The sequence below is a fragment of the Bacillus sp. HNG genome, assembly GCF_003400205.1.
Taxonomy (GTDB): Bacteria; Bacillota; Bacilli; order Bacillales; family Bacillaceae_L; genus Ferdinandcohnia.
This window is the reverse complement of record NZ_QUQV01000002.1, coordinates 357,404-380,619: the sequence shown is the minus strand read 5'-3', so window position 1 is coordinate 380,619 and position 23,216 is coordinate 357,404. Positions and strand designations below refer to the sequence as shown.

18 protein-coding genes are annotated in these 23,216 nt (G+C 38.0%); 9 read left to right on the top strand and 9 right to left on the bottom strand.

Going from position 1 to position 23,216, the window contains the following annotated elements; all coding sequences use genetic code 11:
- The first annotated feature begins 198 nt into the window (after positions 1–198).
- From addB to DZB84_RS05205, 4 genes are all read left to right on the top strand, one after another.
- Positions 199–3,687, top strand: a complete 3,489-nt coding sequence (gene addB / locus DZB84_RS05220) for a helicase-exonuclease AddAB subunit AddB (RefSeq protein ID WP_116351203.1) — start codon at positions 199–201, stop codon at positions 3,685–3,687.
- Entirely contained in the window at positions 3,680–7,438 is a 3,759-nt protein-coding gene (gene addA / locus DZB84_RS05215) for a helicase-exonuclease AddAB subunit AddA (RefSeq protein WP_116351202.1), read from the top strand. The genes addB and addA overlap by 8 nt, the downstream gene beginning before the upstream one ends.
- A gap of 135 nt (positions 7,439–7,573) precedes the next feature.
- Positions 7,574–8,758, top strand: coding sequence for an exonuclease SbcCD subunit D (locus tag DZB84_RS05210; protein WP_116351201.1), 1,185 nt, complete (start codon positions 7,574–7,576; stop codon positions 8,756–8,758).
- A complete protein-coding gene (locus tag DZB84_RS05205) occupies positions 8,755–12,144 on the top strand; it encodes an AAA family ATPase (RefSeq protein WP_116351200.1) in 3,390 nt (1,129 codons plus the stop codon). The genes DZB84_RS05210 and DZB84_RS05205 overlap by 4 nt, the downstream gene beginning before the upstream one ends.
- A gap of 34 nt (positions 12,145–12,178) precedes the next feature.
- Here the strand turns inward: DZB84_RS05205 and DZB84_RS05200 are convergent, their stop codons facing one another.
- The 6 genes from DZB84_RS05200 to DZB84_RS05175 form a co-directional block, all read right to left on the bottom strand.
- Entirely contained in the window at positions 12,179–12,397 is a 219-nt protein-coding gene (locus DZB84_RS05200) for a spore germination protein (RefSeq protein ID WP_010283446.1), read from the bottom strand.
- Positions 12,398–12,461: 64 nt separating this feature from the next.
- Positions 12,462–12,842, bottom strand: coding sequence for a spore germination protein GerPE (locus DZB84_RS05195; RefSeq protein WP_116351199.1), 381 nt, complete (start codon positions 12,840–12,842; stop codon positions 12,462–12,464).
- 6 nt (positions 12,843–12,848) lie between these two features.
- Positions 12,849–13,028 carry a spore gernimation protein GerPD gene (locus DZB84_RS05190; protein WP_116351198.1) on the bottom strand — a complete coding sequence of 60 codons (180 nt, stop codon included), beginning with the start codon at positions 13,026–13,028 and terminating at the stop codon, positions 12,849–12,851.
- Entirely contained in the window at positions 13,025–13,654 is a 630-nt protein-coding gene (gerPC, locus tag DZB84_RS05185; protein WP_189655153.1) for a spore germination protein GerPC, read from the bottom strand. The genes DZB84_RS05190 and gerPC overlap by 4 nt, the downstream gene beginning before the upstream one ends.
- A 70-nt stretch (positions 13,655–13,724) precedes the next feature.
- Complete coding sequence (locus tag DZB84_RS05180; RefSeq protein WP_116351196.1) at positions 13,725–13,985, bottom strand: spore germination protein GerPB; 261 nt, start codon at positions 13,983–13,985, stop codon at positions 13,725–13,727.
- 16 nt (positions 13,986–14,001) lie between these two features.
- Positions 14,002–14,223: a spore germination protein gene (locus DZB84_RS05175; RefSeq protein WP_116351195.1), complete on the bottom strand. Its 222-nt coding sequence runs from the start codon at positions 14,221–14,223 to the stop codon at positions 14,002–14,004.
- Positions 14,224–14,437: 214 nt separating this feature from the next.
- Between DZB84_RS05175 and DZB84_RS05170 the strand changes: the two genes are divergently transcribed.
- The gene (locus DZB84_RS05170) at positions 14,438–15,637 is read left to right on the top strand and encodes a DUF418 domain-containing protein (protein WP_116351194.1); all 1,200 of its coding nucleotides are present in this window, start codon (positions 14,438–14,440) and stop codon (positions 15,635–15,637) included.
- A 210-nt stretch (positions 15,638–15,847) separates the two neighbouring features.
- On the opposite strand, the gene DZB84_RS05165 is transcribed toward DZB84_RS05170, so the two are convergent.
- The gene (locus DZB84_RS05165) at positions 15,848–16,015 is read right to left on the bottom strand and encodes an aspartyl-phosphate phosphatase Spo0E family protein (RefSeq protein WP_116351193.1); all 168 of its coding nucleotides are present in this window, start codon (positions 16,013–16,015) and stop codon (positions 15,848–15,850) included.
- Between the two features lie 226 nt (positions 16,016–16,241).
- Here DZB84_RS05165 and DZB84_RS05160 point away from each other — a divergent pair, with 226 nt between their 5' ends.
- The 3 genes from DZB84_RS05160 (at position 16,242) to DZB84_RS05150 (ending at position 19,478) form a co-directional block, all read left to right on the top strand.
- Entirely contained in the window at positions 16,242–17,147 is a 906-nt protein-coding gene (locus DZB84_RS05160) for a fumarylacetoacetate hydrolase family protein (protein WP_116351192.1), read from the top strand.
- Between the two features lie 133 nt (positions 17,148–17,280).
- Positions 17,281–17,649, top strand: a complete 369-nt coding sequence (locus DZB84_RS05155; RefSeq protein WP_116351191.1) for a YisL family protein — start codon at positions 17,281–17,283, stop codon at positions 17,647–17,649.
- 113 nt (positions 17,650–17,762) lie between these two features.
- Complete coding sequence (locus DZB84_RS05150; protein ID WP_223254381.1) at positions 17,763–19,478, top strand: putative bifunctional diguanylate cyclase/phosphodiesterase; 1,716 nt, start codon at positions 17,763–17,765, stop codon at positions 19,476–19,478.
- 37 nt (positions 19,479–19,515) lie between these two features.
- Here DZB84_RS05150 and DZB84_RS05145 read toward each other — a convergent pair whose 3' ends face one another.
- On the bottom strand, positions 19,516–20,079 hold the full coding sequence (locus DZB84_RS05145; RefSeq protein WP_189655152.1) for a DUF2777 family protein: 564 nt from the start codon (positions 20,077–20,079) through the stop codon (positions 19,516–19,518).
- 151 nt (positions 20,080–20,230) lie between these two features.
- A complete protein-coding gene (locus DZB84_RS05140) occupies positions 20,231–21,601 on the bottom strand; it encodes an MATE family efflux transporter (RefSeq protein WP_116351188.1) in 1,371 nt (456 codons plus the stop codon).
- A 201-nt stretch (positions 21,602–21,802) separates the two neighbouring features.
- Between DZB84_RS05140 and DZB84_RS05135 the strand changes: the two genes are divergently transcribed.
- Positions 21,803–23,188, top strand: coding sequence for an alpha-amylase family glycosyl hydrolase (locus tag DZB84_RS05135; RefSeq protein ID WP_116351187.1), 1,386 nt, complete (start codon positions 21,803–21,805; stop codon positions 23,186–23,188).
- Positions 23,189–23,216: the final 28 nt, after the last annotated feature.

The window sequence follows — 23,216 nt, the reverse complement described above, 5'->3', positions numbered from 1 at the left end:
CTAAAAAATGAATGCATCTATTTTTAAATATATTGGAAGTACCTTACAAAAATTATATCATCCTAAAAATAAAAGATTGTGAGCGTTCTTCGACATTTCTAAAATATGGATAGGATACGATTCACCTGTTCGACAAATTTTTTGATACAATTAGAGGATAACAATGAAACGAATTCGCTCTCTTTAGGAGGTTAAAATATGTCTCTACAATTTATACTGGGACGTGCTGGTACTGGGAAATCATACACATGTCTTGAAGATATTCGGTCAAAGCTTCTTGACGATCCAACAGGTTCTCCGATTGTGTATTTAGTTCCGGACCAAATGACATTTCAATCTGAATACGATTTAATTAGTACCCCTGGAATAGGCGGAATGATGAGAGCTCAAGTATTCAGTTTTACTCGTTTGGCATGGCGGGTTCTGCAGGAAACAGGGGGAATGAGCCGTTATCATGTCAATAATGTTGGGGTGAACATGCTTCTTCGCAAAATCATTGATTCTAAAAAGCAGGATTTAAAGATATTCTCACGTGCTGCTGATAAAAATGGCTTTATTACCCAAATGGAAGAAATGGTTGCAGAGTTTAAAAGATATTGCGTCACTCCTGAAATCCTAGAAGAACAAAAACAAACCATTGCACCTGAAAACAAAGCTCTATCTGATAAATTACATGACTTACAGCTTTTATATGATGAATTAGAAAAACATCTATTTGAGAAATATGTCGATTCCGAGGATTATTTACGACTTCTAGCAGAAAAAATTCCTCAATCTATCTATATAAAAGAGGCGGAAATTTTAATTGATGGGTTCCATAGCTTTACTCCACAGGAGCTTGAAGTATTAGGTCAACTTATGAAGGTCTCAAAAAAAGTAACAATTGCTTTAACGGTTGATCAAGCTTACGATGTTCCACCGCATGATTTAAGTTTATTCCGAATGACTGGCAAAACCTATCAATCTATTAGCCATTATGCGAATGAAAATGGTATTAAGGTCGAAGAGCCGATTTTGTTAACGAAGCAGTATCGGTATGGTTCAGAACCTTCGTTAGCCCATTTGGAACGTTATTTTGATGAAAGACCAACTGTTCCATATCATGGTCGGGCATCGATTACATTAAGCCAAGCGGTGAATCGGCGTGCTGAAATTGAAGGAATAGCGCGTGAGATTCAAAAATTAGCAAGAGATAAAAATTATCGATATCGTGATATCGCGATCATGATACGTAATGCTAGTGATTATCATGAAATCATTGAAACTATTTTTCAGGATTATCACATTCCATTTTTCATTGACCAAAAGCGTTCGATGTTAAATCATCCGTTAATTGAATTGATTCGTTCGAGTCTTGAGGTTGTTAACAGCAATTGGCGCTATGAATCTGTATTTCGTTGTGTCAAAACAGATCTTTTATATCCGTTTGGTGAAGTGATTTCCGCACTCCGAGAAGACATGGACAAGCTTGAAAACTATGTGCTTGAATACGGGATTCAGGGTTATAAATGGACAAATGGCGAGCGTTGGAAGTATAAGCGCATAAGGGGATTAGAAGATTCAGACCTACCACAAACAGATAAAGAACGTGAATACGAGGACAAGCTAAACGAGCTTCGTACGATGATAGTGGAGCCATTATTTGTTCTCGGGAAACGACTTCAAAAGGCGAAGGATGGTAGAACAATGTGTGAAGCGCTCTTCTTATATTTAGAGGAGCTTGAAATCCCAGCGAAAATGGAAGAGATGAAGCTGAATGCTGAACTTGCCGGAAGGCTTTCAGAAGCAAGGGAAAATGACCAAGTGTGGAAAGCAGTTTTAGAACTGCTCGATCAATATGTTGAAATCATCGGTGACGAAAAAGTATCGCTAACCATGTTCAGCAATATGATTGAAACAGGACTAGAAAGCATGCGATTTGCTCTTGTACCACCTGCGATTGATCAGGTGCTTGTGGCAAGTTTGGAACGTTCTCGATTCTCAAATATCAAATGTACCTTTATTATCGGAGCCAATGATGGTGTCCTACCTTCCCGCCCGAATGAAGAAGGTGTATTTTCGGAATCAGACCGTGAGGCCCTAGGTGATGCTGGATTACAATTAGCACCCGGAAGTAGGGAAACATTATTAGATGAAAATTTCCTTATCTATTGTGCGCTAACAAGTTCTGAAGAGGCTTTATATATAAGCTATCCTTTGGCAAATGAAGAAGGAAAATCACTTCTTCCATCACCAATTATTAAGCGCCTAAAGGATCTATTCCCAAATATAGATGAAAAGTTTTACATGAATGAGCCATCAGAGCTCTCAGCGAATGAGCAGTTAGAATATATCGTTAATCCTGATGTCGCCTTATCTTCTTTGGCTACACAATTACAGGCGTGGAAAAAACAATATCCAATTCAAGATTTATGGTGGGATGTTTATAACTATTTCGCCATTCATGATGAAATGAAATACAAGAGTCAGCTAGTATTAAGCAGTTTATTTTATAAAAACAAACCGAAAAAACTATCAAAAGAAATAACAGAGGCTCTATATGGCGACCATATTCAAGGTAGTGTATCACGGATGGAAGTATTCCAAGGCTGTCCGTTCTCTCACTTTGCTAGCTATGGACTGCAGCTAAAAGAGCGTAAAGTATTTCGCTTGGAATCACCAGATATTGGTGATTTATTCCACGCAGCTCTTAAGAAAATTGCTGATTCTTTACGAATCAATGGAATTGACTGGCGTGATCTAACAAAAGAGCAATGTGATAAGCTTGCTGCACAAGCGGTCGAAGAATTAGCACCACGACTACAGAAAGAAATTTTATTGAGCTCAAATCGCTATCACTATATCATGCATAAGCTTCAAAAAATTATTAGCCGTGCATCGAAGATCTTAAGTGATCATGCGAAAGCAAGTGGCTTTGCTCCAGTAGGGATTGAGCTAGGCTTTGGTAAGAAGGGACCACTTCCACCCATTCGATTTGATTTAGATAACGGAAGCACAATGGAGCTTGTGGGTCGAATTGACCGGGTTGATAAAGCAGAAAGCTCGAAGGGTGTACTGTTACGTGTAATCGACTATAAATCAAGTCAAAAGGCACTCAATCTTTCAGAAGTATACTATGGGCTCGCTTTGCAAATGTTGACGTATTTAGATGTCATTATTACACATTCCAAGGATTGGATTGGAACGACCGCAAAGCCAGCAGGTGTTCTTTATTTCCATATCCATGACCCATTAATTCATTCAAATAAAGTACTTCCTGAAGATAAAATAGAAGAGGAAATCTTTAAGAAATTTAAAATGAAGGGACTCTTATTAGGAGAAGAGGAATCCGTTCGTCTAATGGACCAATCGCTTGGAACAGGGTACTCTCAAATTGTCTCAGCTGCAATCAAGAAAGACGGAAGCTTTTATTCTAATTCACAGGTGGCAAGCGAAGAAGAACTTGGTTACCTTCGTAATCATGTGCGTGGCGTCTTTAAAAACACAGGTAACCGGATTACAGATGGTGAAATTGATATTGCCCCATATAAACTTAAGGATAAAACACCTTGTACGTTCTGTCCGTTCAAATCGGTTTGTCAGTTTGACCGAAGTTTAGAAGAAAATAACTATCGTGTTCTAGCAAATGAAAGTAAAGATGTAATCCTCGAGAAAATTCGGAATGGAGGTGTGAAAATTCATGACTAATCTCATACCAAAGCCAGAAGGAAGTCAATGGACAGATGATCAGTGGAAAGCCATTGTCTCAAGTGGACAAGATATTTTAGTTGCAGCAGCGGCTGGATCGGGTAAAACAGCGGTACTTGTTGAACGGATTATCCGTAAAATTTTATCGGATCAACATCCTGTCGATGTGGACCGTTTGCTAGTTGTAACGTTTACAAATGCGTCTGCAGCAGAAATGCGCAATCGAATTGGAGAAGCATTGGAAAAAGCGTTAAAGGAAGATCCAGCTTCACTTCATATTAGACGGCAACTTAGCTTGCTTAACCGAGCTTCTATTTCTACCATTCACTCTTTCTGTTTAGAAGTCATTCGAAAATTTTATTATTTAATCGATATTGACCCGGGCTTTCGAATTGCTGATTCTACAGAGGCTGAACTCTTACGTGATGAAGTAATGGAAGAGTTATTTGAAGAGCATTACAGCAATCTTGAAAACACAAAGTTCTTTGATTTAGTTGACCGTTTTACCAATGATCGAACCGATGTTGAATTACAAAATATGATTCGGAAACTTTATGAGTTTTCACGAGCTCATCCAACACCTAATGAATGGTTGAAACAAATTGTAGAAGATTATCGAGTCGATGATCAGACATTGGATCAAACACCCTATATTCCATATTTATTAGCCGATATTTCACTTCAGCTCGAAGGCGCAAAAGCTAATTTAGAGCAAGCAATGGATTTAATTCGACTGCCTGGAGGACCAGCACCGCGAGCAGAAAATATTGAAGCAGATTTGGAACAAATTAACCGACTTTTACATGCGAAAAATCACTCATGGACAGCGCTCTACCATGAAATGCAAACACTTGTTTTTGGTAGAGCGAAGCCTGTTAAGGGTGATGAGTATGATGAAAATTTAAAGGACCAGGTAACAAAGTTAAGGGATGACTCGAAAAAGCTAGTTGAAAAAATAAAGGAAGATTTGTTCAGTCGAACTCCAGAAAGCTATTTAGACAATATTAAAGAAATGCAGCCTTCAATCGAGATGCTGGTTCAGCTTGTGATTGAATTTGGCGAGAGATTCCAGAAGGTGAAAGAAGAAAAAGGGCTTGTTGACTTTTCAGATTTAGAGCATTATTGTCTAGAAATTCTTCGTAAAGAAAGCTCGTCTGACGAGCTTGTGCCATCCGAAGCAGCTCTTCAATATCGACTTCAGTTTGAAGAAGCTTTTGTAGATGAGTATCAGGATACGAATATGGTACAGGAATCGATCTTAAAGTTAGTAACAAAAGACGGAGAGGCGACCGGAAATATGTTCATGGTTGGAGATGTGAAGCAGTCGATTTATCGCTTCCGTCTCGCTGAACCAATGTTATTTTTAAGTAAATACAAACGGTTTACCCCAGCGGGGGATCATACAGGATTAAGAATTGATTTATCGAAGAACTTCCGGAGTCGTGCTGAGGTCTTGGATGGAACGAATTATTTGTTTAAACAAATAATGGGAGAAGCTGTTGGCGAGATTGAATATGACGATGATGCGGAATTAAAGCTAGGAGCGGATTATCCCGAAAGTAATCAAATGGCTGCAGAATTAGTGTTAATTGATAAAAATGGCCATGAGACCGAAAGCTATAAAGCAGATGAAGAATCAGAAGATGAGGAGAGCATCGTGCTATTTGATGAGGCGGAACTAGAAACAGCCCAGCTTGAAGCCCGAGCGATGGCAAAGCAAATCAAGGATATGATTTCTTCCGGATTCCAAGTGTTTGACCGTAAAGAAAATCGAATGAGAAGCATTACGTATCGCGATATTGTCATTCTGATGCGCTCGATGCCGTGGGCTCCGCAACTTATGGAGGAGTTTAAACAGCAAGGAATTCCGATTTATGCGGATCTTTCAACAGGCTATTTTGATGCAACTGAAGTCGCTATTATGATGTCCTTGTTGAAGGTGATTGATAATCCATTCCAGGATATTCCGCTTGCATCTGTTTTACGTTCACCAATTGTTGGACTTGAAGCGGATGAGTTGGCTAAAATCCGAACCTATGAAAAAAATAGCCCTTACTACGAGGCATTGAAGGTATTCTTGGAGGAAGCATCTTCAGATGATGCTACACATGATAAGGTAGCTGAATTTTATCATAAGTTAGAAAGCTGGCGTACTCGAGCGAGAACAGGTTCCTTATCTGATTTGATTTGGCAACTATACCGCGAGACCTATTTTTATGATTTTGTTGGGGGCATGCCAGGAGGAAAACAACGTCAAGCAAACCTTCGTGCACTCTATGACCGTGCTCGACAGTATGAAGCGACTTCCTTTAGAGGTTTATTCCGTTTCTTGCGTTTCATCGAAAGAATGCAAGATCGCGGTGATGATTTAGGTACGGCAAGGGCACTTGGGGAACAAGAGGATGTTGTCCGCCTCATGACCATTCATAAAAGTAAAGGACTTGAATTCCCAGTTGTGTTTGTTGCGGGGCTTTCAAAGCAATTTAATATGATGGATTTAAATAAAAAGTATTTGTTAGACAAAGAGCTTGGGTTTGGAACAAAATATGTAAATCCAAGACTTCGGGTAACGTATCCAACTCTTCCAATGCTTGCCATTAAGAAAAAAATGCACCTTGAATTGATTTCTGAAGAAATGCGTGTACTATATGTTGCACTGACAAGAGCAAAAGAAAAGCTTTATCTAGTTGGTACTGTAAAGAATTTAGAAAAGCAGCTTGGTAAATGGCAGGCAACTCTTCAAAATAAAGAATGGTTGATTGCAGACCATACAAGAGCCGGCGCTAAATCATATTTGGACTGGATTGGACCTGGCTTAATTAGACACAAGGATGCCGAATTACTACGTGGAGATGAATCAGTGGAACAACTCCCTGCCGACATTGTGAATCACCCAGCAAAATGGGAGATTTGGACAATCCCAGCAGTAGAATTACAAAAAATTGAGGTTGGAGAAGAAAGCAAACATGAACAAATGGAGGCGGCGCTAAAGGAAGGGAAACCAATTCCAGTAAGTAGTGATGCATCTGAACAAATTGAACATCAATTAACATGGCAATATCCTTATAAATCTGCGGCAAATAAGCGTTCAAAACAGTCTGTCTCAGAGATAAAAAGACAGCGAGAGAGCATGGATGAACATAGCGATGTGGCTTTTCTACCTCGGTTCAGAGCTGCAAGTGCAGATCGTCCACGATTTATGCAACAAAAATCATTAACACCTGCAGAACGTGGTACCGCGATGCACATGGTGATGCAGCATATTAATTTCAGTGAACCCATTAAAGAAGACTCCCTTCGCGAGCAAATTCAAAAAATGGTTCATCATGAATTATTAACGCAAGAACAAGCAGATGTTATCGATATAGCAAGTATTCTCGGATTTTTTGAATCAGGGATTGCACAGCGCATGTTAGCTGCTAAAAGTGTCAGACGAGAGGTTCCTTTTAGTGTTGCAATTCCTGCGGATGAAGCCTATGCGGACTGGTCTGATGAACAACAGGAACATGTCCTCATCCAAGGGGTTATTGACTGTATCTTTGAGGATGAAAAAGGAATTGTTCTGATAGATTATAAAACGGACACCATTACTGGTAAGTTTAGAAGCTTTGAAGATGCAAAGTCCGAACTGGAAAACCGCTACCGCGTCCAGCTTGAATTATACAGTAAGGCAATCGAACATATTTGGAGAAAACCACTAAATGAAAGATATTTATACTTTTTCGATGGTGGACATTTGTTAGAGGTGTAAATAAGGAAGTACTGCTCAATTGATAGAGCAGTGCTTTCTTTTTTCGTTTAATTTCCAGTTAACACTATCAATCTCAAACAACTTCCTATGTTAAAATAATAGTACTAGATTTCGGTAAAGGAAGTGGAGTTTCAAATGAGAATTCTTCATACTGCGGATTGGCATTTAGGTCGATCCCTTGAGGGAAGAAGTAGATTAGAAGAACAAGCGCAATTTTTGGACGAGCTTGTAAAAATTGTAGAAGAAGAAAAAATCGATGTTGTTTTAATGGCAGGTGATGCATTTGATACAGTGAATCCACCGGCAGCAGCTGAAAGCTTATTTTACGAAAGTATCGCCCGTTTAGCTAATGGTGGCAAACGACCTGTATCGATTATCGCAGGAAACCATGATAACCCAGACCGCCTGTCTGCAGCCTCACCACTCGCTCAAAAACAAGGCATTCAACTACTTGGCTTGCCGACAATTGATGTCCAAACCATCTATGTTCCTACAACAAATGAAACTCTTAAACTAGCGGCTTTACCATATCCATCTGAGTCACGTTTAGCCGAAGTGTTAACAGATTCTCATGAAGAATTAATGCTCCGCGATAAATATGATCAACGCATTCAAGGGATCTTTGAAGAAATGAGTACAGCTTTTACGCCTGAAACTATTAATATTGCAATGAGCCATATTTATGTAACAGGTGGAAGTAGCTCTGATTCTGAGCGCCCAATTGAAGTTGGGGGAGCATACACGGTTGCTGCTACTAGTCTTCCGGAAGCAGCACAATACGTAGCGTTAGGGCATTTACACCGTCCGCAAATGGTATCAAGGGCAAAAACGATGGCAAGATATTCAGGTTCACCATTAGCCTATAGCTTTTCTGAAGCAGGGTACGCGAAATCTGTAACGATTTTAGACGCGAAACCTAACCAACCAATTGAAATGTCAGAGGTGTTTTTAGCAAGTGGAAAACCGCTTGTAAGATGGAAAGCGAAAGAGGGGCTGGCTCAAGTTTATACTTGGCTCGATGAAGGTAAGGATGCAAATGCATGGATTGACCTTGAAATACATGTGACAAATGCTCTTTCAATTGAAGAGATTCATCGATTACGAAAGCATCATAGTGGTCTCATTCATATTCGACCTGTTTTTGATGAGCTTGAAATAGAAAGAGCAGAACGGATAGTGAATACAAATACCCCAATTGATGAGCTTTTTGTCCGCTTTTATGAAAAACAAACAGGCGGTGCGAAACCAGAACCTGAACTTACGAAATTGTTTTTAGAGCTGATTACGGATGATGTAGACGAGGATGGTGACGAAGCATGAAACCAATCACATTAACAGTAGCGGGACTTCATAGCTTCCGAGAAAAACAAACGGTTGATTTTGGTTCCCTTTGTGAAGGTGGAGTCTTTGGGATTTTTGGACCGACAGGAAGTGGTAAATCGTCCATTCTTGATGCGATGACACTTGCCTTATATGGAAAAGTCGAGCGGGCATCCAATAATACCCACGGTATATTGAATCATGCAGAAAATCTACTTCACGTTTCTTTTACATTTGAGCTTGAAAACGCCAAAGGAGTAAAGCGTTATATGATTGAGCGTAGCTTCAAACGGCAAGATGATTTAAAGGTTAAATCATCTGTAAGTCGAATCATTGAAGTTGGTGAAGAATCAGTTGTCCTTGCCGATAAAATTGGTGAAGTCAATCAATGTGTTCAGGATCTCTTAGGGTTAACGATAGATGACTTTACGAGAGCAGTCGTATTACCACAAGGAAAGTTTGCTGAGTTTTTATCACTAAAGGGTGCAGACCGCAGGCAAATGCTGCAACGCTTATTTAATCTCGAACAATATGGAGACAAGCTAAATAAAAAATTAAAGAACAAGCTAACCACAGCAAAAAATGAGTTGAACGAAGTAACTGCTGAACAAGCAGGCCTTGGAGATGCATCAACGGAAGCAATCCAAATTGCGGAGCAAGAACTAAAAAATACAGAGATACTGCTGGAAAAACGACAAAATGAGGTCAATAAGATTGATGTCGATTTCGAAAAGAGTAAAAGTATTTGGCAATGGCAGTTGGATAAGAGTTTACTATCCAAAAAAATGGTTGAAATCGAACATGAGAAACCACATATCCTTCAGCTAGAGCAAAAAGCGAAGAATGCGGAAACAGCTGCTCTTATCCTTCCATATTTAGAGGAATACGAGTCAGCAAAAGAAGCATTAGACAAAGCAACCATTCGTTATCAAACTTTACAAAATCAATTAAAAACCAAAAAACAAGAAAATGAAGCAAAGGCAAATGATTATCATCATGCCCGTCAGGAAAAGACGGAGAAATTACCGTTTTACTTAACAAAAAAACAGCAGCTGACGGATGCTAAGATCGTTCAGGAAAAAGCAATTGTTCTAGAAGGAGAAGCGAATGAGCTCCAAGCTAAGCTGAATAGCTTACAATCACTAGTACGTGAAAAACAAAAGCAAATTGATGCCATTACTACATCCATTGCGGTAGATACAGAGAAACAAAAGGAGCGAAGAGAAAAGCTTTCGAAATTAACTGTTACAGCAGAAGTACGGGACGAGCTCCAAAAAGCCAATCAACAGAAGCAGACGATCCTGTTTTCTAAGACAAGTATAAACGAGCAAAAAATAGAACTTGAAAATAGTCAAAAGCAGCTTGAACAATTGGAGAAAATGCTGAACTCACAAAATGAGGTGCTCAATCAGGCTAAGCATAGAATGGAAGTTATCTTTTTAGAGAATGCATCCACATATGAAGCGGTTTGTGATCGTGAAAGAGATAGTGAAAAGCTTATTGGTTTTGCTGAGGCTAAACTTGCTATGCTTAAGCGAACGCTGGAGGATAATCGGAAAAAGAATCTTGCTATTCAAATCGCGGACCAGCTTCAATCTGGGGACCCATGTCCAGTTTGTGGTTCTACCCATCATCCGAATCCTGTATCTAGTCCTGAAAATCATGGAGATGAAATCGCGGCACAAATTGAAAAACTCAACAATGATATATCAAATGTAAGGGAGCTAAAACAAGAATTTTCCACACTTAAATTCAAGCTCGAACAAATCTCCAGCGGACTTATAGGGGAGTACCCTGGGGAAATGAATGCCCCTATCCAAGCAAAGAAGACGGTTAGTGATGATGAGTTTGAAGATGTGGATGGAAAGCTTCAAGCCCTTGTTGTTGAACAAAGATCATTGCAACAGGACTATATAAAGCTTCAAGAAATGGGTAGAAAAGCCATTCAAGACCTTCGTGCATCTTTAAAACAAGTGAACCAGCTTGAACAGACAAAGGAAATCAATACAAAATCTTTTAATGAACTTCAGGCTCGAGTTTTAAACTTACAGGAAAAAACGAAAGAACAGTACTTGAACTGGAAGCAATCCTATCCACAGCTTGAATTTGAAACAATCGAATTGAAGCTTGAAAACATCTCAAAGAATGACAAATTGGCGCAAAGTCTAACTGTTGAAATTGAAAATAGCACCACTTTACTTGAACAAAAAGAACAAGAAAAGCAAAAGCATCAACATGAAAGCAATGAGCTTGAACGTCAAATTGTTGAAGCCAATTCTACGTTAAAAGGCAAACTCGAAGCTTTATCTGAGGCACGTGAAAAACTCATAAGAGAAATCGGAAAGAATAATATCCCTCGGTTATTAGTTGAAACGGAACAGATGATAAAACAGCTTGAAGACAACGAATCAACAGCTTATGAAGCATGGCAAAAGGTTCAAGCGGAATGTCAGAAACTCGAAAACGAAACCCATGCTGCCTTACAAGCATTTCAGGACGGGAAAAGTAGAAGTGAAAAAGCAACAAGTAAATGGGCTGGAGTTCTTGAAACAACAAGCTTTTTACAAAGTTCCGATGTAAAGGAATCGGTACTTTCAAAACATGAGCAAGTAGAGCTTGGTTCACAAATTGAACGTTATTGGGATCGCTACAAGCAAGTACAAACTGATTTGGAAAAATTAAATGAACTCCTAAAAGGTGAAGAACTTACCCAAGAAAAATGGGACGAAATCCAAAGGGTTCGAACGGAAATGAAAGAGATGCTTAATCAATCGGTTGAAGCGAAGGGAGCAGCTGTAAAAGCCCTTCAAGTACTCTTAGAAAAACATGGACGTTTCAACGAACTTGAAGAACGACGAAACGAGCTTGAACAGTCGGTAGAGCAATATAACAAGCTGCAGTCCGTTTTTAAAGGGAATAGTTTCGTAGAGTTCATTGCAGAGGAACAGCTTGTTCAAGTAAGTCTTGACGCAACAGAGCGACTTGGAATTCTTACTAGACAGCGCTACGCTGTTGAGGTAGATTCACAGGGTGGATTTATTATGAGAGACGATGCAAATGGTGGGGTTAGACGTCCTGTTACAACGCTTTCTGGTGGAGAAACCTTCTTAACATCATTGGCGTTGGCACTTTCGCTATCTGCTCAAATCCAGTTAAGGGGTGAATACCCGTTACAATTCTTCTTCTTAGACGAGGGATTTGGTACATTAGATGCAGACCTTTTGGATACAGTTGTATCTGCTCTTGAAAAATTACACTCAAAACAATTGGCAGTAGGTGTTATTAGTCACGTCCAGGAATTAAGAGCTAGATTGCCTAAACGTTTAATTGTTGAACCAGCTGAACCATCAGGTAGAGGCACGCTTGTTAGAATAGAAACCTTATAATACGTAAAAAGGCCGTGTTTCGGCCTTTTTATTTTTACGCATTATTTTTTAAGAGTTGATCTGCAAAATCTTCATCATTTGTATTTGTGGAGTTTAATCCATTATTGGTACAAATAAAATCTCCAGTATTAAATGATCCTGACCCTGAGTAGGTCTTCGCTGTATCCTTAGGTGAAACATAGAAGGAGTCACCAAAATTAACGACTCCGCCACCGACATTAACAATTTTTATTGGTCCAACAATAGAGGGCATATAGCGTCATCCTTTAGAAAACATTTTCATGCTATTACTTTATGTGAAAATACATAATTCGGAACTATCTTTCAGTGGGCTGTTTCTCTAATAATTTTCGAATATGTTTTACTTTAGATTTTGACTCTATTTCAACAGTTGAGCCAATCTGTAGTACAGATGAAGAGGAGATACCAAGTATTCTAACAGTATTTACTTTGATAACAGGATTTTGATGGAAGGTATTCATATTTATTTCGTCTTCAATTGTTACTTTTGGTAGCTCCCTTTTAAAAAAAGGAAATGCAGAAAGACTTCCTTCATTTGAAAAAAATAATGGGACTTCTTTTTGAAAAGCAAGTGCTTGCGTAAAAGGAGCGATTCTTCGGGTGTCACCAACCTCCACTATGCTACTAAATAGTACGGCATTTATTCGAATATAGTCTACTACGGATAATCTTTTCAATGTACATCAACTCCCTGGAGCAAGCGGAACAAATGGTCCAATGATTAAAGATTCAGGAGGAGTGTCAAAAGCTGAAGCCATAGAAATGGTTTGTGCATCTCCAATAATAAAAACAGCAGATGTTGAAACACCGACAATATCAATATATCCAACTTGTAATTCCTTATTTACAACGGTAAAGTTCACGTCTCATTCTCCCTTTTCGTGTTTTTGGGCAAATTTTGAATATATCCTGTAACCGAATTTTTGATGTCGTTTTTAATATGGCTGATAATGTTCTGGTACACTTGCGTTTCTCTTGATGGATTTTGTAACTCTCCATGATACTGACCTAAATAATGGACAATTCGGTCAGGAATTTGTTTCTGAATATCCTCAATGATAAAGCCTGAGTGTCCTTCTTCTAAAACCGTTCTTTCCTGATTAGCAATTCCTTCAATAAGTACCGAGCCTTCATTTGATAAATACTCATCTATATTGTCTTGTATCTCATTAAGTAGTTCTTTATGAACATGCCGAATATCTGGAATGTTCATTTTTCCTTGAGCTACGGAGAAGTCTTCAATTGGTTCCCCATTTAATGGATTTAAACCAATGTTTAAAGTTCCTTCTAGAGTTTCAACTTTCAGTTGGTCAAATTTATATTCAACTTTTTCAATATGGGTGGATGGTTGCTTCTTTAATTCCCCTATTTCCGTTTGAAGTTGCTGAAGTGATTGCTCTAATTGGTTTATCCGTAGGTTTTGTTGTTGGATATACTGATAAAGATTCTGAATAGATGAGGAAGATACACAATGATAATATGGATACACAGCATTCACCCTTTCTAAAACTCTGTTATAGATTACTCTATGCAGATAAGAACAATTGGGTGAATGCCCATTATCTTACACCTGTTGCACCGGTTATAGGTGCTACTCCTGCTGTTCCTGAAGATCCTGCTAAAGGTACAGCTGGTGCCTCTAACATACTTTGTGGCTTTCCTGTAATTTGTGGAGCTGGTTCAGTAAAACCACCTGTATTATACAAATGTGCAGATGGCCGAATAATTCCCGCACTTCCAATTTGTAGGACAGATGAATTTGCAACACTCCCGACTCTTAACGTTTGTATACAAATACTTTGATTTATATAAAAATTCATTTGCGTATACCCCCCCTTAGGCGTTTCCGATATTGACACTATCAATTGTATCTACATCATATGAGTTGGTTACACTCTGATTATTAAAGATACGAGTTCCATTCCCGGTATTAAATGAGCCAGCTCCAGCGAATGTTTTGGCAGTAGTAACAGGTGCAATTTGAAAAACATCCCCTACATTCATCACACTGCTATTCCCAATGCTATTTATTTTTATTGCTCCAACAATTGCTGGCATATTGAACACCCTTTTAAAAATCAAATTAAAAAATATACGAAATAGAAAGTTGCTACATGTAGATGCGATTACGATATTCTATGATAAACACCCAGAAGGTGTGATTTCGAGGATGAGGGAATAACGTGTTAATTCGACTTTTGGAATATAATTCTAGAGATTTCTAGACGCTTCTCTTATAATCAAATAGAGGAAAATTAAAGGAGTTATACGAATGAACAATGAAAGGTTAACACCTGTAATGGGAGCGGAGCGAATTCAATCGCTCGATGTGATAAGGGGGCTAGCGATATTCGGTATTTTTTTCGTGAATATGCCTTCGTTTTTTTCACCAGTTTTGTATTTAAACCCAAAAGACTGGTGGAGTGGGGAATTGAATCAATGGACAAATAGTCTTGTTGATATTTTCGCACAAGCAAGCTTTTATACCCTGTTTTCGTTTCTTTTCGGGTTTGGCATGATTCTTTTTAAGGAAAGAGCACTAGCTAAAGGTTATTCTTTTTATCCGTTGATCACAAGAAGATTAATTGTGCTTTTACTGTTTGGGTGTTTACACGCATTTTTTGTGTGGCATGGAGATATTTTAATTACATATGCCATTGTTGGGGCAATTTTTCTATTGTTTCATAAGGCAAAACCAATCACATTACTTATTTGGGCTTTAATTCTTATTTTTGTACCAAATCTATTTCTCGGCGGAATGATGTTTCTAGCTGTCATGTTTGAACCAGAACTAAGTGCCATTATGTTTAATGAACAGCTTGCTCAAAAATCTGCAGAAATTTATACTACAGGCGGATTCTGGGAAATTACGATTCAAAGATTCCAAGATTGGTACTATGTCAATAATGTAGGGAGCATCTTTGTACTGGTCATTACATTGCTACCGATGTTCCTTCTAGGAGCTTTTATTGCAAAGAAGAAGTGGCTGGAAGGCCGTGATGAGGATATAAAGAAAGTAAAGATTTTATGGCTGATTTCACTAGCAATTGGGGTTCCGATGAAATTGCTTCCATACTATACGTCTAAAAATGCTGCAACCGATTATTTACAGGATACGATAGGTGGACCGGGCACAGCTGTATTCTATGCAACATCGATTGTCCTATTGATGAGGTTACCGGTTTGGAAGAGAATACTCTCACCGCTTGCATTTGTTGGACGACTTTCTCTTAGTAATTATTTATTCCAATCGATCCTGTGTACGCTCTTGTTTTATGGCTATGGTTTTGGATTATATGGAAAAATGGAACTGTATACGGGATTCCTTCTCACGATTGTTATTTTCATTATCCAAATCGTGTTAAGCTATCTATGGTTAAAAAAATTCAGATTTGGTCCAATCGAATGGATTTGGAGAACATTAACTTATGCACAAAAGGTGGATATAAGGAAAAAGGCTATTCGCGAATAATGCGAATAGCCTTTTTAGAGGTTGTTCAAAAAGTCCGGTGAAAATGAAACAACCCAAGAGGAACTTCGACAAAACGCCGACAGGTCCTGTGTTGAACGTCGAAGTCACCACATCCTGTGGAAGCCTTGTTGGCTTGTTTTTCCGTTCCTTGGAAAGGAAAAACACCTTTCCGGCGTGGTCCTTTTTCTCCTCATTTTTAAACACTTACTATTAGTTCACCATTTTTAATTTTTTCTCTTTGGTTTTTTGATAAATATTCAATAATTGGTCTAACTCTTGACTACACTTTACTGTCTCCCAAGCAGTAAAGCCGTGCCGATCAGCTAAAACTGTCATTTTACGGCGCTTTAATTCAATAGCAATTTTCAACATGAACATTTTCATTTCTCCATTTTTTTAGTACATTTTCTTTACGATTCATTAGACTAAAGTAGTATATACAAGGCTTGTACTATTATTATACCTGCCTTTACAGAGAATAAAACAAGTTCGCTAAAACATCTTATAATGTTACAAAATAATACAAAGTTTGACAAAATGTTAAAAGAGGAAAAAGGACAGTTTAAGTAGAATTAAGTAAAAGATTAAATAAGAGGTGATGATAATGAGGTTTGTAACTGCTGAAAAGAATGGAAAACAATTTATTGGTATGGTAAACGAAAACCTTAATCAAGTACTCGATCTACAAGCTGTTGAAGCTCAAATGAACATTTCATCAATTATTCCCAAAACAATGATTGAGGCTATTTCACAAGGTGAGCTGTTTCTCGAGAGAGTGTCTCATATTAGGGAGTGGGCACTTCAACATCCTGATGCAGACGGCATATTGCCCATTGAGGATATTACATTAAAGGCACCAATTCCCAAACCTAGTAAGAATATTTTTTGTGTTGGTAAAAATTATGCGGACCATGTGATGGAAATGGGAAGCGCAAAGGATATCCCAGAGCATGTCATGTTGTTCACGAAGGCACCAACGACAGTTGTCGGAACAGATGAACTCGTCATGAATCATAAAAATATCACAGAGCAGCTGGATTACGAAGGGGAATTAGCCGTTGTAATCGGTAAAGAAGGTCGTGGTATTAAAGAAAGTGAAGCATTGGAGTATGTGTTTGGGTATACGATCGTTAACGATATTACGGCTCGCGACATCCAATCGAGACATAAACAATTTTTCCTTGGCAAAAGCTTAGACACCAGTTGTCCAATAGGTCCAATGTTGGTGCATAAATCGTTAATTCCAAATCCAAGTCATTTATCCGTAACAACCAAAGTAAATGGGGAAATACGTCAAGCAGGTAACACAAGCCAGTTTATCTTCCCAATTGAAAACATTATTTCAGTGATCTCACAAGGAATGACATTAGAGCCTGGTGATATTATTGCAACAGGTACTCCAGCAGGAGTAGGGAAAGGCTTTAATCCACCTCGCTTTCTAAAGGCTGGAGACGTGATTGAAATTACCATTGATGGGTTGGGAACGTTGAGAAATAAGATTGAAGAATAAAAAGGTTAACACGTCACAAAAACGACATATTTACTATGTAAATAGTGAAAAAAGGCCGATTGAATCTTTTTATTTTCATTATAAACATGCTATGATTATCCATGAATGAAAAAGAAAAAGGAGGAAGTAGTTCATGACAGTTAATACTCATGCACATATTACTTCTTGGGCAGTTGCTATTATTCTATTTGTTATAGCAGCAACATTCCTGAACAAGGCCGGCAAAGAAAAATCCCAAAAAATTGTTAAAATGATCTTACGTTTATTTTATTTATTCATCTTAGCAACAGGTTTACTACTTTTATTTGGTGGGGTAGAAATCAACGGTGAATACATAGGTAAAGCAATACTAGGGGTACTAACAATCGGATTTATGGAAATGATTTTAGCGCGTTCTAGTAAACAAAAACCAACTGGATTATTCTGGGGATTGTTTATTGTTGTCCTTATCTTAACAATTGCATTAGGAATGAAACTTCCATTAGGTATATGGAGATTCTAAACGTTTTGTGAAAAAGCTACCATTTAGGTGGCTTTTTCTCTTTTTTCTGTGTTTTTCGACAAGAAATTATGCTATCTTTATGAATATATACATACTTCATGAGAGAAAAAAGAGTGGTGAATCTCGTATTGAGAACCTATAGCCTAATTTGTGGAAATTCGAATGAAATAAATGAATTTGTGGAACAACACCATCTTTCAGCCGAAAAACATGTACTACTTCAAATGTTTACATGTTTTGCAGATGAACAATTCATTCAAGATATAAGGAATAAAATAATAGAACAGATACCACAAGCAATTATTATGAACATGCCAATTGATAAGGTGCAAAAAAATGAAGCTGTGATAGCAAACAATGTTATGATCACCTGTACTGTATTTTCTAATGTAAGCCAGATTTCTACGATTTTATCATTATCAGAAAAGGATGAGATGAATTCATTTTTGACATTATCTAATTCAATCTACAAATCCTTACATGATATTGAGGCATTTTATGAAAAAAAAGCCGAGGAAAAAGTTGCATGCATAGCTTATTTTGATGCAGAAACTGGTTTGCCGAATCGATTGCATTTTACCAATCAAGTAGAGGATTTTGTTCAGCGTTTTTCAAAGAAAAAGAAGCATCATAAATTAGCTGTGTTGTTTATCGATCTTGACCGATTTAAAATGATTAATGATACAGTTGGCCATTATGCGGGAGATATTATTCTAAAGCAACTTGCTAAACGAATCCAAGGGCTGCTCCCAAAAAAGAGTTTTCTTGCAAGATTTAGTGGGGATAAATTTACAATCCTGATAACCGAGGATGTCGAAGTTGAAAAGATTGCTGATCTTGGACAGACATTATTACATGATATTGCTAGACCCATTATGTATGAAGCACGTGAATTCTTTTTAACCGGAAGTATTGGAGTTAGTTTCTATCCGAATGATGGGATTACCACTGAGTTATTATTTAAGCATGCCGATACAGCTATGAACCTTGCAAAACAGCAGGGGGGCAACAAAATGAAATTTTACTCAACAGAAATGAATCAGCAAGTATTATATAGGTTGGAGCTTGAAGGCTATTTACGAAAAGCGCTTGAAAAAAATGAATTTCATATATGCTTCCAACCGTTGATTGATTTATCGTCTGGAGAAGTATATGGCAGTGAAGCATTAATTAGATGGGAACATCCAAAGCTCGGACTTGTATCACCAGGTGAATTTATACCTCTTGCAGAGGAAACGGGGCTCATCCATGAGATTGGCAAATGGGTCTTGAAAGAGGCTTGCCAAGAGAATAAGAAATGGCATGATATGGGCTATGATTATTTAACAATTTCTGTTAATGTATCTGCAGACCAGTTCCAGCAAATTAGTTTTATTGATGTGGTCAAGGAGGTTTTAGACGAAACAGGACTTCCTCCGCAATTTTTAACTCTCGAGCTTACCGAAGGCGTAATGCTAAGAAACATTTCCCATAGTGTCATTGTTATGAAGGAACTGCAAAAGCTTGGTGTTAAGGTATCCATTGATGACTTTGGTACAGGCTATTCATCCTTAAGTTATCTGAAGGATTTGCCAATCAATACCTTAAAAATTGACCGGTCATTTATTAATAATCTCAAGGTGAATACCACTGATATCGCGATTGTGAAGGCAATTATTACAATGGGGCACGGACTTGCTGTGAAGGTGGTTGCCGAAGGAGTTGAAACAGATGAGCAAATCGAGTTACTTAAGGAACTGCAATGCCATTATGCTCAAGGTTTCTACATTGACCGGCCGATGAAAAGTGAAGAATTTGAAAAAGGATTAGCAAAGCTTAAAGCATTGTAAAAGCTAGGGGGCTGTTCACGTGTGAACGCCCCCCGTTTCATTTGCATAATGTTGAAAGAATCGCCCTTTTCCCATTTGCAAGTGTGAATTCAAATCGATCCTTCTTTAGTTTTCCACGAGAAAAATGATGGTGAACAGATAAAAGCAGTTCCGTATTATCAAACATGATAAAATTGACTCCTTCATGTTCTCCATTCTCTTCCTGGTACATGAGTTGATTATGACAATGGATACAATCATATAATGAAAACGATAGTTTATTTAAAGTAGCCGTGAAACGTATAAATTGGTCCTCGGTAAACCCTTCTAGCCATTCTCTATACGCCAAGGTTAATTTTTTCCGAAAACGGAGGCAATCTCCATTATCAAGTTTATAAAAATATCCATTCATCTGGATTAAACCGTCCTCCACAAAAATGCCTTTTTCCCATTTATTTAGAGTGAAAACTTCTACTTCTTTCCCAATCATTTCTTCAAGCATTGATGCTTCGTCTGTTTGGGCATCAAAAAAGATCCATTGATCATTGATGCATTCCGTCGTACCTGTAATAAAAGAGCGTTTTTGTTCAGTTATGCTGCCGAGACGTTGTTGTAAATCCAAAGTAAATCCTCCATCCATAGCTGTAAATTTGAAAGTAGTTTGTATCCTCTTTTTTAGACAAAAATAGGGAAATTTATAACAAAGACTTTTTAGTGAGATTTTACCCTGAGTTTAGGAAAAATATTGAAACGAAAAAACAGCCTGAACGATTTCAGGCTGTTACGTTTACATGATCAACTGGTGCAACGAATGATTTTTTCTCCCATGCCCGCGAACGCCAGCGCCACAGCATGACAATGCCACGAACCCATTCATCGACAATAAAAGAAATCCAAACTCCAACTAATCCGAGTTCAAAGTGAATACCAAGGACATATGCAATGGGCACACAAATTCCCCACATCGAGAGGATTCCCATGTATACCGGCAATTTTACATCTCCAGCCGCTCTTAATGCATTTATAAGGACAAGGTTAAATGCTCGCCCAGGTTCAAGAATGATGGTTAAAAGGATAAGGACACCACCTGTTTTTATGATATCTTGATTATCTGTAAAGATCGATAAAAGTGGTTCCTTAAAGAATGAAAAAACAATCGCCATTGCCGCTGAAATAAAAATGGCGAGCTTTAAGCTTTTTAACGCTCTTTTATAAGCATCATTTATTTGACGGGCTCCAATCATTTGCCCAATTAAAATTTGTGTTCCTTGACTTATGGCAATACTAAAAAGGAAGATGAACATCATTAAATTTTGTGCGTATACCTTCGTCGTAAGGGCTTGCGTTCCCATGATTGTAACAAAATACGTAATAATCATCTGGGAGGAATTGTAGGAAAGCTGTTCCCCAGCAGAAGGTATTCCAATTTTAAGCAGATTTTGAAGATGAACTCTTGGTAAGCGAAAAATTTTTTTAAAATGGAGCCCATGTTTTACTCGTTTTATTAATAGATAGGTGATAACCAGTAAGCCTACCAATCTACTAAAAGAGGTAGAGATCGCAACTCCTTCAACACCGAGAACTGGCAAACCAAATGGTCCAAAGATAAAAATGTAATTCCCTATGACATTCAGGATGTTCATACCGATAGTGACGTACATCGTGTCCCGTGTAAAACCGTAGCTTCGGATGACCGCCCCAATGGTCATGATCAAAGCTTGGAGAAACGAGAATAAACCTACGATTCTAAGGTAACTATCCGCTTCGTCTAATAATTCAGCTGGCAAATCCATTAACAGTAGAAGATCCTTGCTCCAAACAAAAACAACAAGGCTTAAAACAAGAGCAAACACAAGGTTGGCAAATATAGAAACGACCGCAACTTCAGCAGCACTTTTTTCATTATTAGCACCAAAATGCTGGGCAACAAGAACGGCCGTACCGGTTGCGATAAAACCAAACATGACAATGATTAATGATAAGATTTGGTTTGAGACACCGACAGCTGCAACTGAATTATCGGAATACATACTCAGCATTAAGGTATCTGCATTCCCCATTAGCATATGTAACAGCAATTCAATAAAAATGGGCCATGTGAGCGCAAACAATGTTAATTTTTTTGTATTTATAGAAGTATCCAAGCTGTCAACCCCTCTAATTCCGTAATGAAAAACTATATTAGTTTATCACAGAATGTGGAAAGAAAGAATAGTCTTTTTTCACGAAAAAGAAAACGGTATAAATATGTACAAAATATGAACAAACTATTGTACTATTTGACTTTTAAGAAGGGATAAGGTTACTTTAAAGTGTGAGATTACTAAGAGGATTGGAGTTACGTGATGAAGAAAAAGATATATATGGTGGCTATACTGATTCCGTTGCTACTGTTGTCAGCCATGCCTGCTTTTGCTGCTGATAATCAAACAACAGAGGAAGAAAGCATTTATTACATAGTGGTTGATCGTTTTAATAATGCGGAAAGTGCAAATGATTTCGCAGTGGACCTATCGAATCCTACATCGTATCATGGGGGAGACATCCAAGGAGTAATGAGTCGGCTTGATTACGTGAAGGATATGGGTTTTACGACGATTTTATTATCACCTATATTTGAAAATGAAACCGATACTTTTTATCCGTATGTGGTAAAAGACAGAACTGTAATCAATAAACATTATGGAACATCTGAAGATTTAAAACAGCTAGTTAAAGTGGCGCATGACAAGGGATTAAAAATTATTCTTGACCTTGGAATCAGTTCAAATGAAAGTTTAAGTGATGAATTTATTGAAGAGGCAAAGATTTGGGTACAAGAAGCAAATATTGATGGGTATAAACTTGACCTTGTTGATGGTGTTTCTGCTAATTTTATCGCTACATTATCAATAGAACTGAAAGCGGTAAAAGCAGATTTTCGATTGATTGGACAACCTGTAGGGGTAGATTACCCAAGTCAGCTTGAAACGAAGGGACTAGATTCCGTTTTTAATATGTTCCCTTATGAAGGAATCACTAGTTTTAGTGTTCCAGACCAAACCTTTAACGATGTTGAAAAAACATGGGAGCAAGCTAAAGAGTTTGAAAATCCGAATTCCTTACTTAATTTCTTCGATAACACAAATACGGTTCGATTCACCTATATGGCTACAGAAGCTAACGAACACCCGGCACCACGCCTTAAGTCGGCATTAACGTATTTGTATACAACACCTGGGATTCCGATCATTTTTTATGGAACAGAAATTGCGTTAAATGGAAGTGAGGCACCGGACAACCTCGGTTTAATGGACTTCCGAACAGACAAAGAGCTAGTTGATTATATTACCTTGCTCGCTAAAATTAGGTCAGGTGTACCAGCTTTATCAAAAGGCTCAATTGAACTAGTCAAAAATGATGAAGGCCTGCTTGTGTTTAAGCGAGAATATGAAGGGGAAATAGCTTTTGTGGCAATTAATAATACAACGAAAACACAGAGCTTTACCCTAACGACTGACCAGGTTGGAGAAAATAAGGAATTAACAGGACTTATTACAGAGGACCTTGTTCGTTCAACTGACGATGAATTTCATCTTGTTGTAAATCGGGATATCTCGGAGGTGTTTGTTGTTCGAGACACAACAAACATTAATTATGCCTTATTCGTTGCCGTATTTATTGTACCCGTATTAATGATTGGTTTCATTTATCTCAATAAAAAAAGACAACGTAATAAGAAGCCTGAATAGAAAAAGCATCATCCTGCTTGGATGATGC

Bases quoted from the DNA above. Each gene is read 5' to 3' on its own strand.
- DZB84_RS05160 (WP_116351192.1), top strand. From the start codon at position 16,242: ATGAGGTTTGTAACTGCTGAAAAGAATGGAAAACAATTTATTGGTATG.
- DZB84_RS05135 (WP_116351187.1), top strand. From the start codon at position 21,803: ATGAAGAAAAAGATATATATGGTGGCTATACTGATTCCGTTGCTACTG.
- DZB84_RS05200 (WP_010283446.1), bottom strand. From the start codon at position 12,397: ATGCCCTCTATTGTTGGACCAATAAAAATTGTTAATGTCGGTGGCGGA.
- DZB84_RS05175 (WP_116351195.1), bottom strand. From the start codon at position 14,223: ATGCCAGCAATTGTTGGAGCAATAAAAATAAATAGCATTGGGAATAGC.
- DZB84_RS05180 (WP_116351196.1), bottom strand. From the start codon at position 13,985: ATGAATTTTTATATAAATCAAAGTATTTGTATACAAACGTTAAGAGTC.
- addA (WP_116351202.1), top strand. From the start codon at position 3,680: ATGACTAATCTCATACCAAAGCCAGAAGGAAGTCAATGGACAGATGAT.
- DZB84_RS05205 (WP_116351200.1), top strand. From the start codon at position 8,755: ATGAAACCAATCACATTAACAGTAGCGGGACTTCATAGCTTCCGAGAA.
- DZB84_RS05165 (WP_116351193.1), bottom strand. From the start codon at position 16,015: ATGTTCATGTTGAAAATTGCTATTGAATTAAAGCGCCGTAAAATGACA.
- DZB84_RS05170 (WP_116351194.1), top strand. From the start codon at position 14,438: ATGAACAATGAAAGGTTAACACCTGTAATGGGAGCGGAGCGAATTCAA.
- DZB84_RS05210 (WP_116351201.1), top strand. From the start codon at position 7,574: ATGAGAATTCTTCATACTGCGGATTGGCATTTAGGTCGATCCCTTGAG.
- DZB84_RS05155 (WP_116351191.1), top strand. From the start codon at position 17,281: ATGACAGTTAATACTCATGCACATATTACTTCTTGGGCAGTTGCTATT.
- addB (WP_116351203.1), top strand. From the start codon at position 199: ATGTCTCTACAATTTATACTGGGACGTGCTGGTACTGGGAAATCATAC.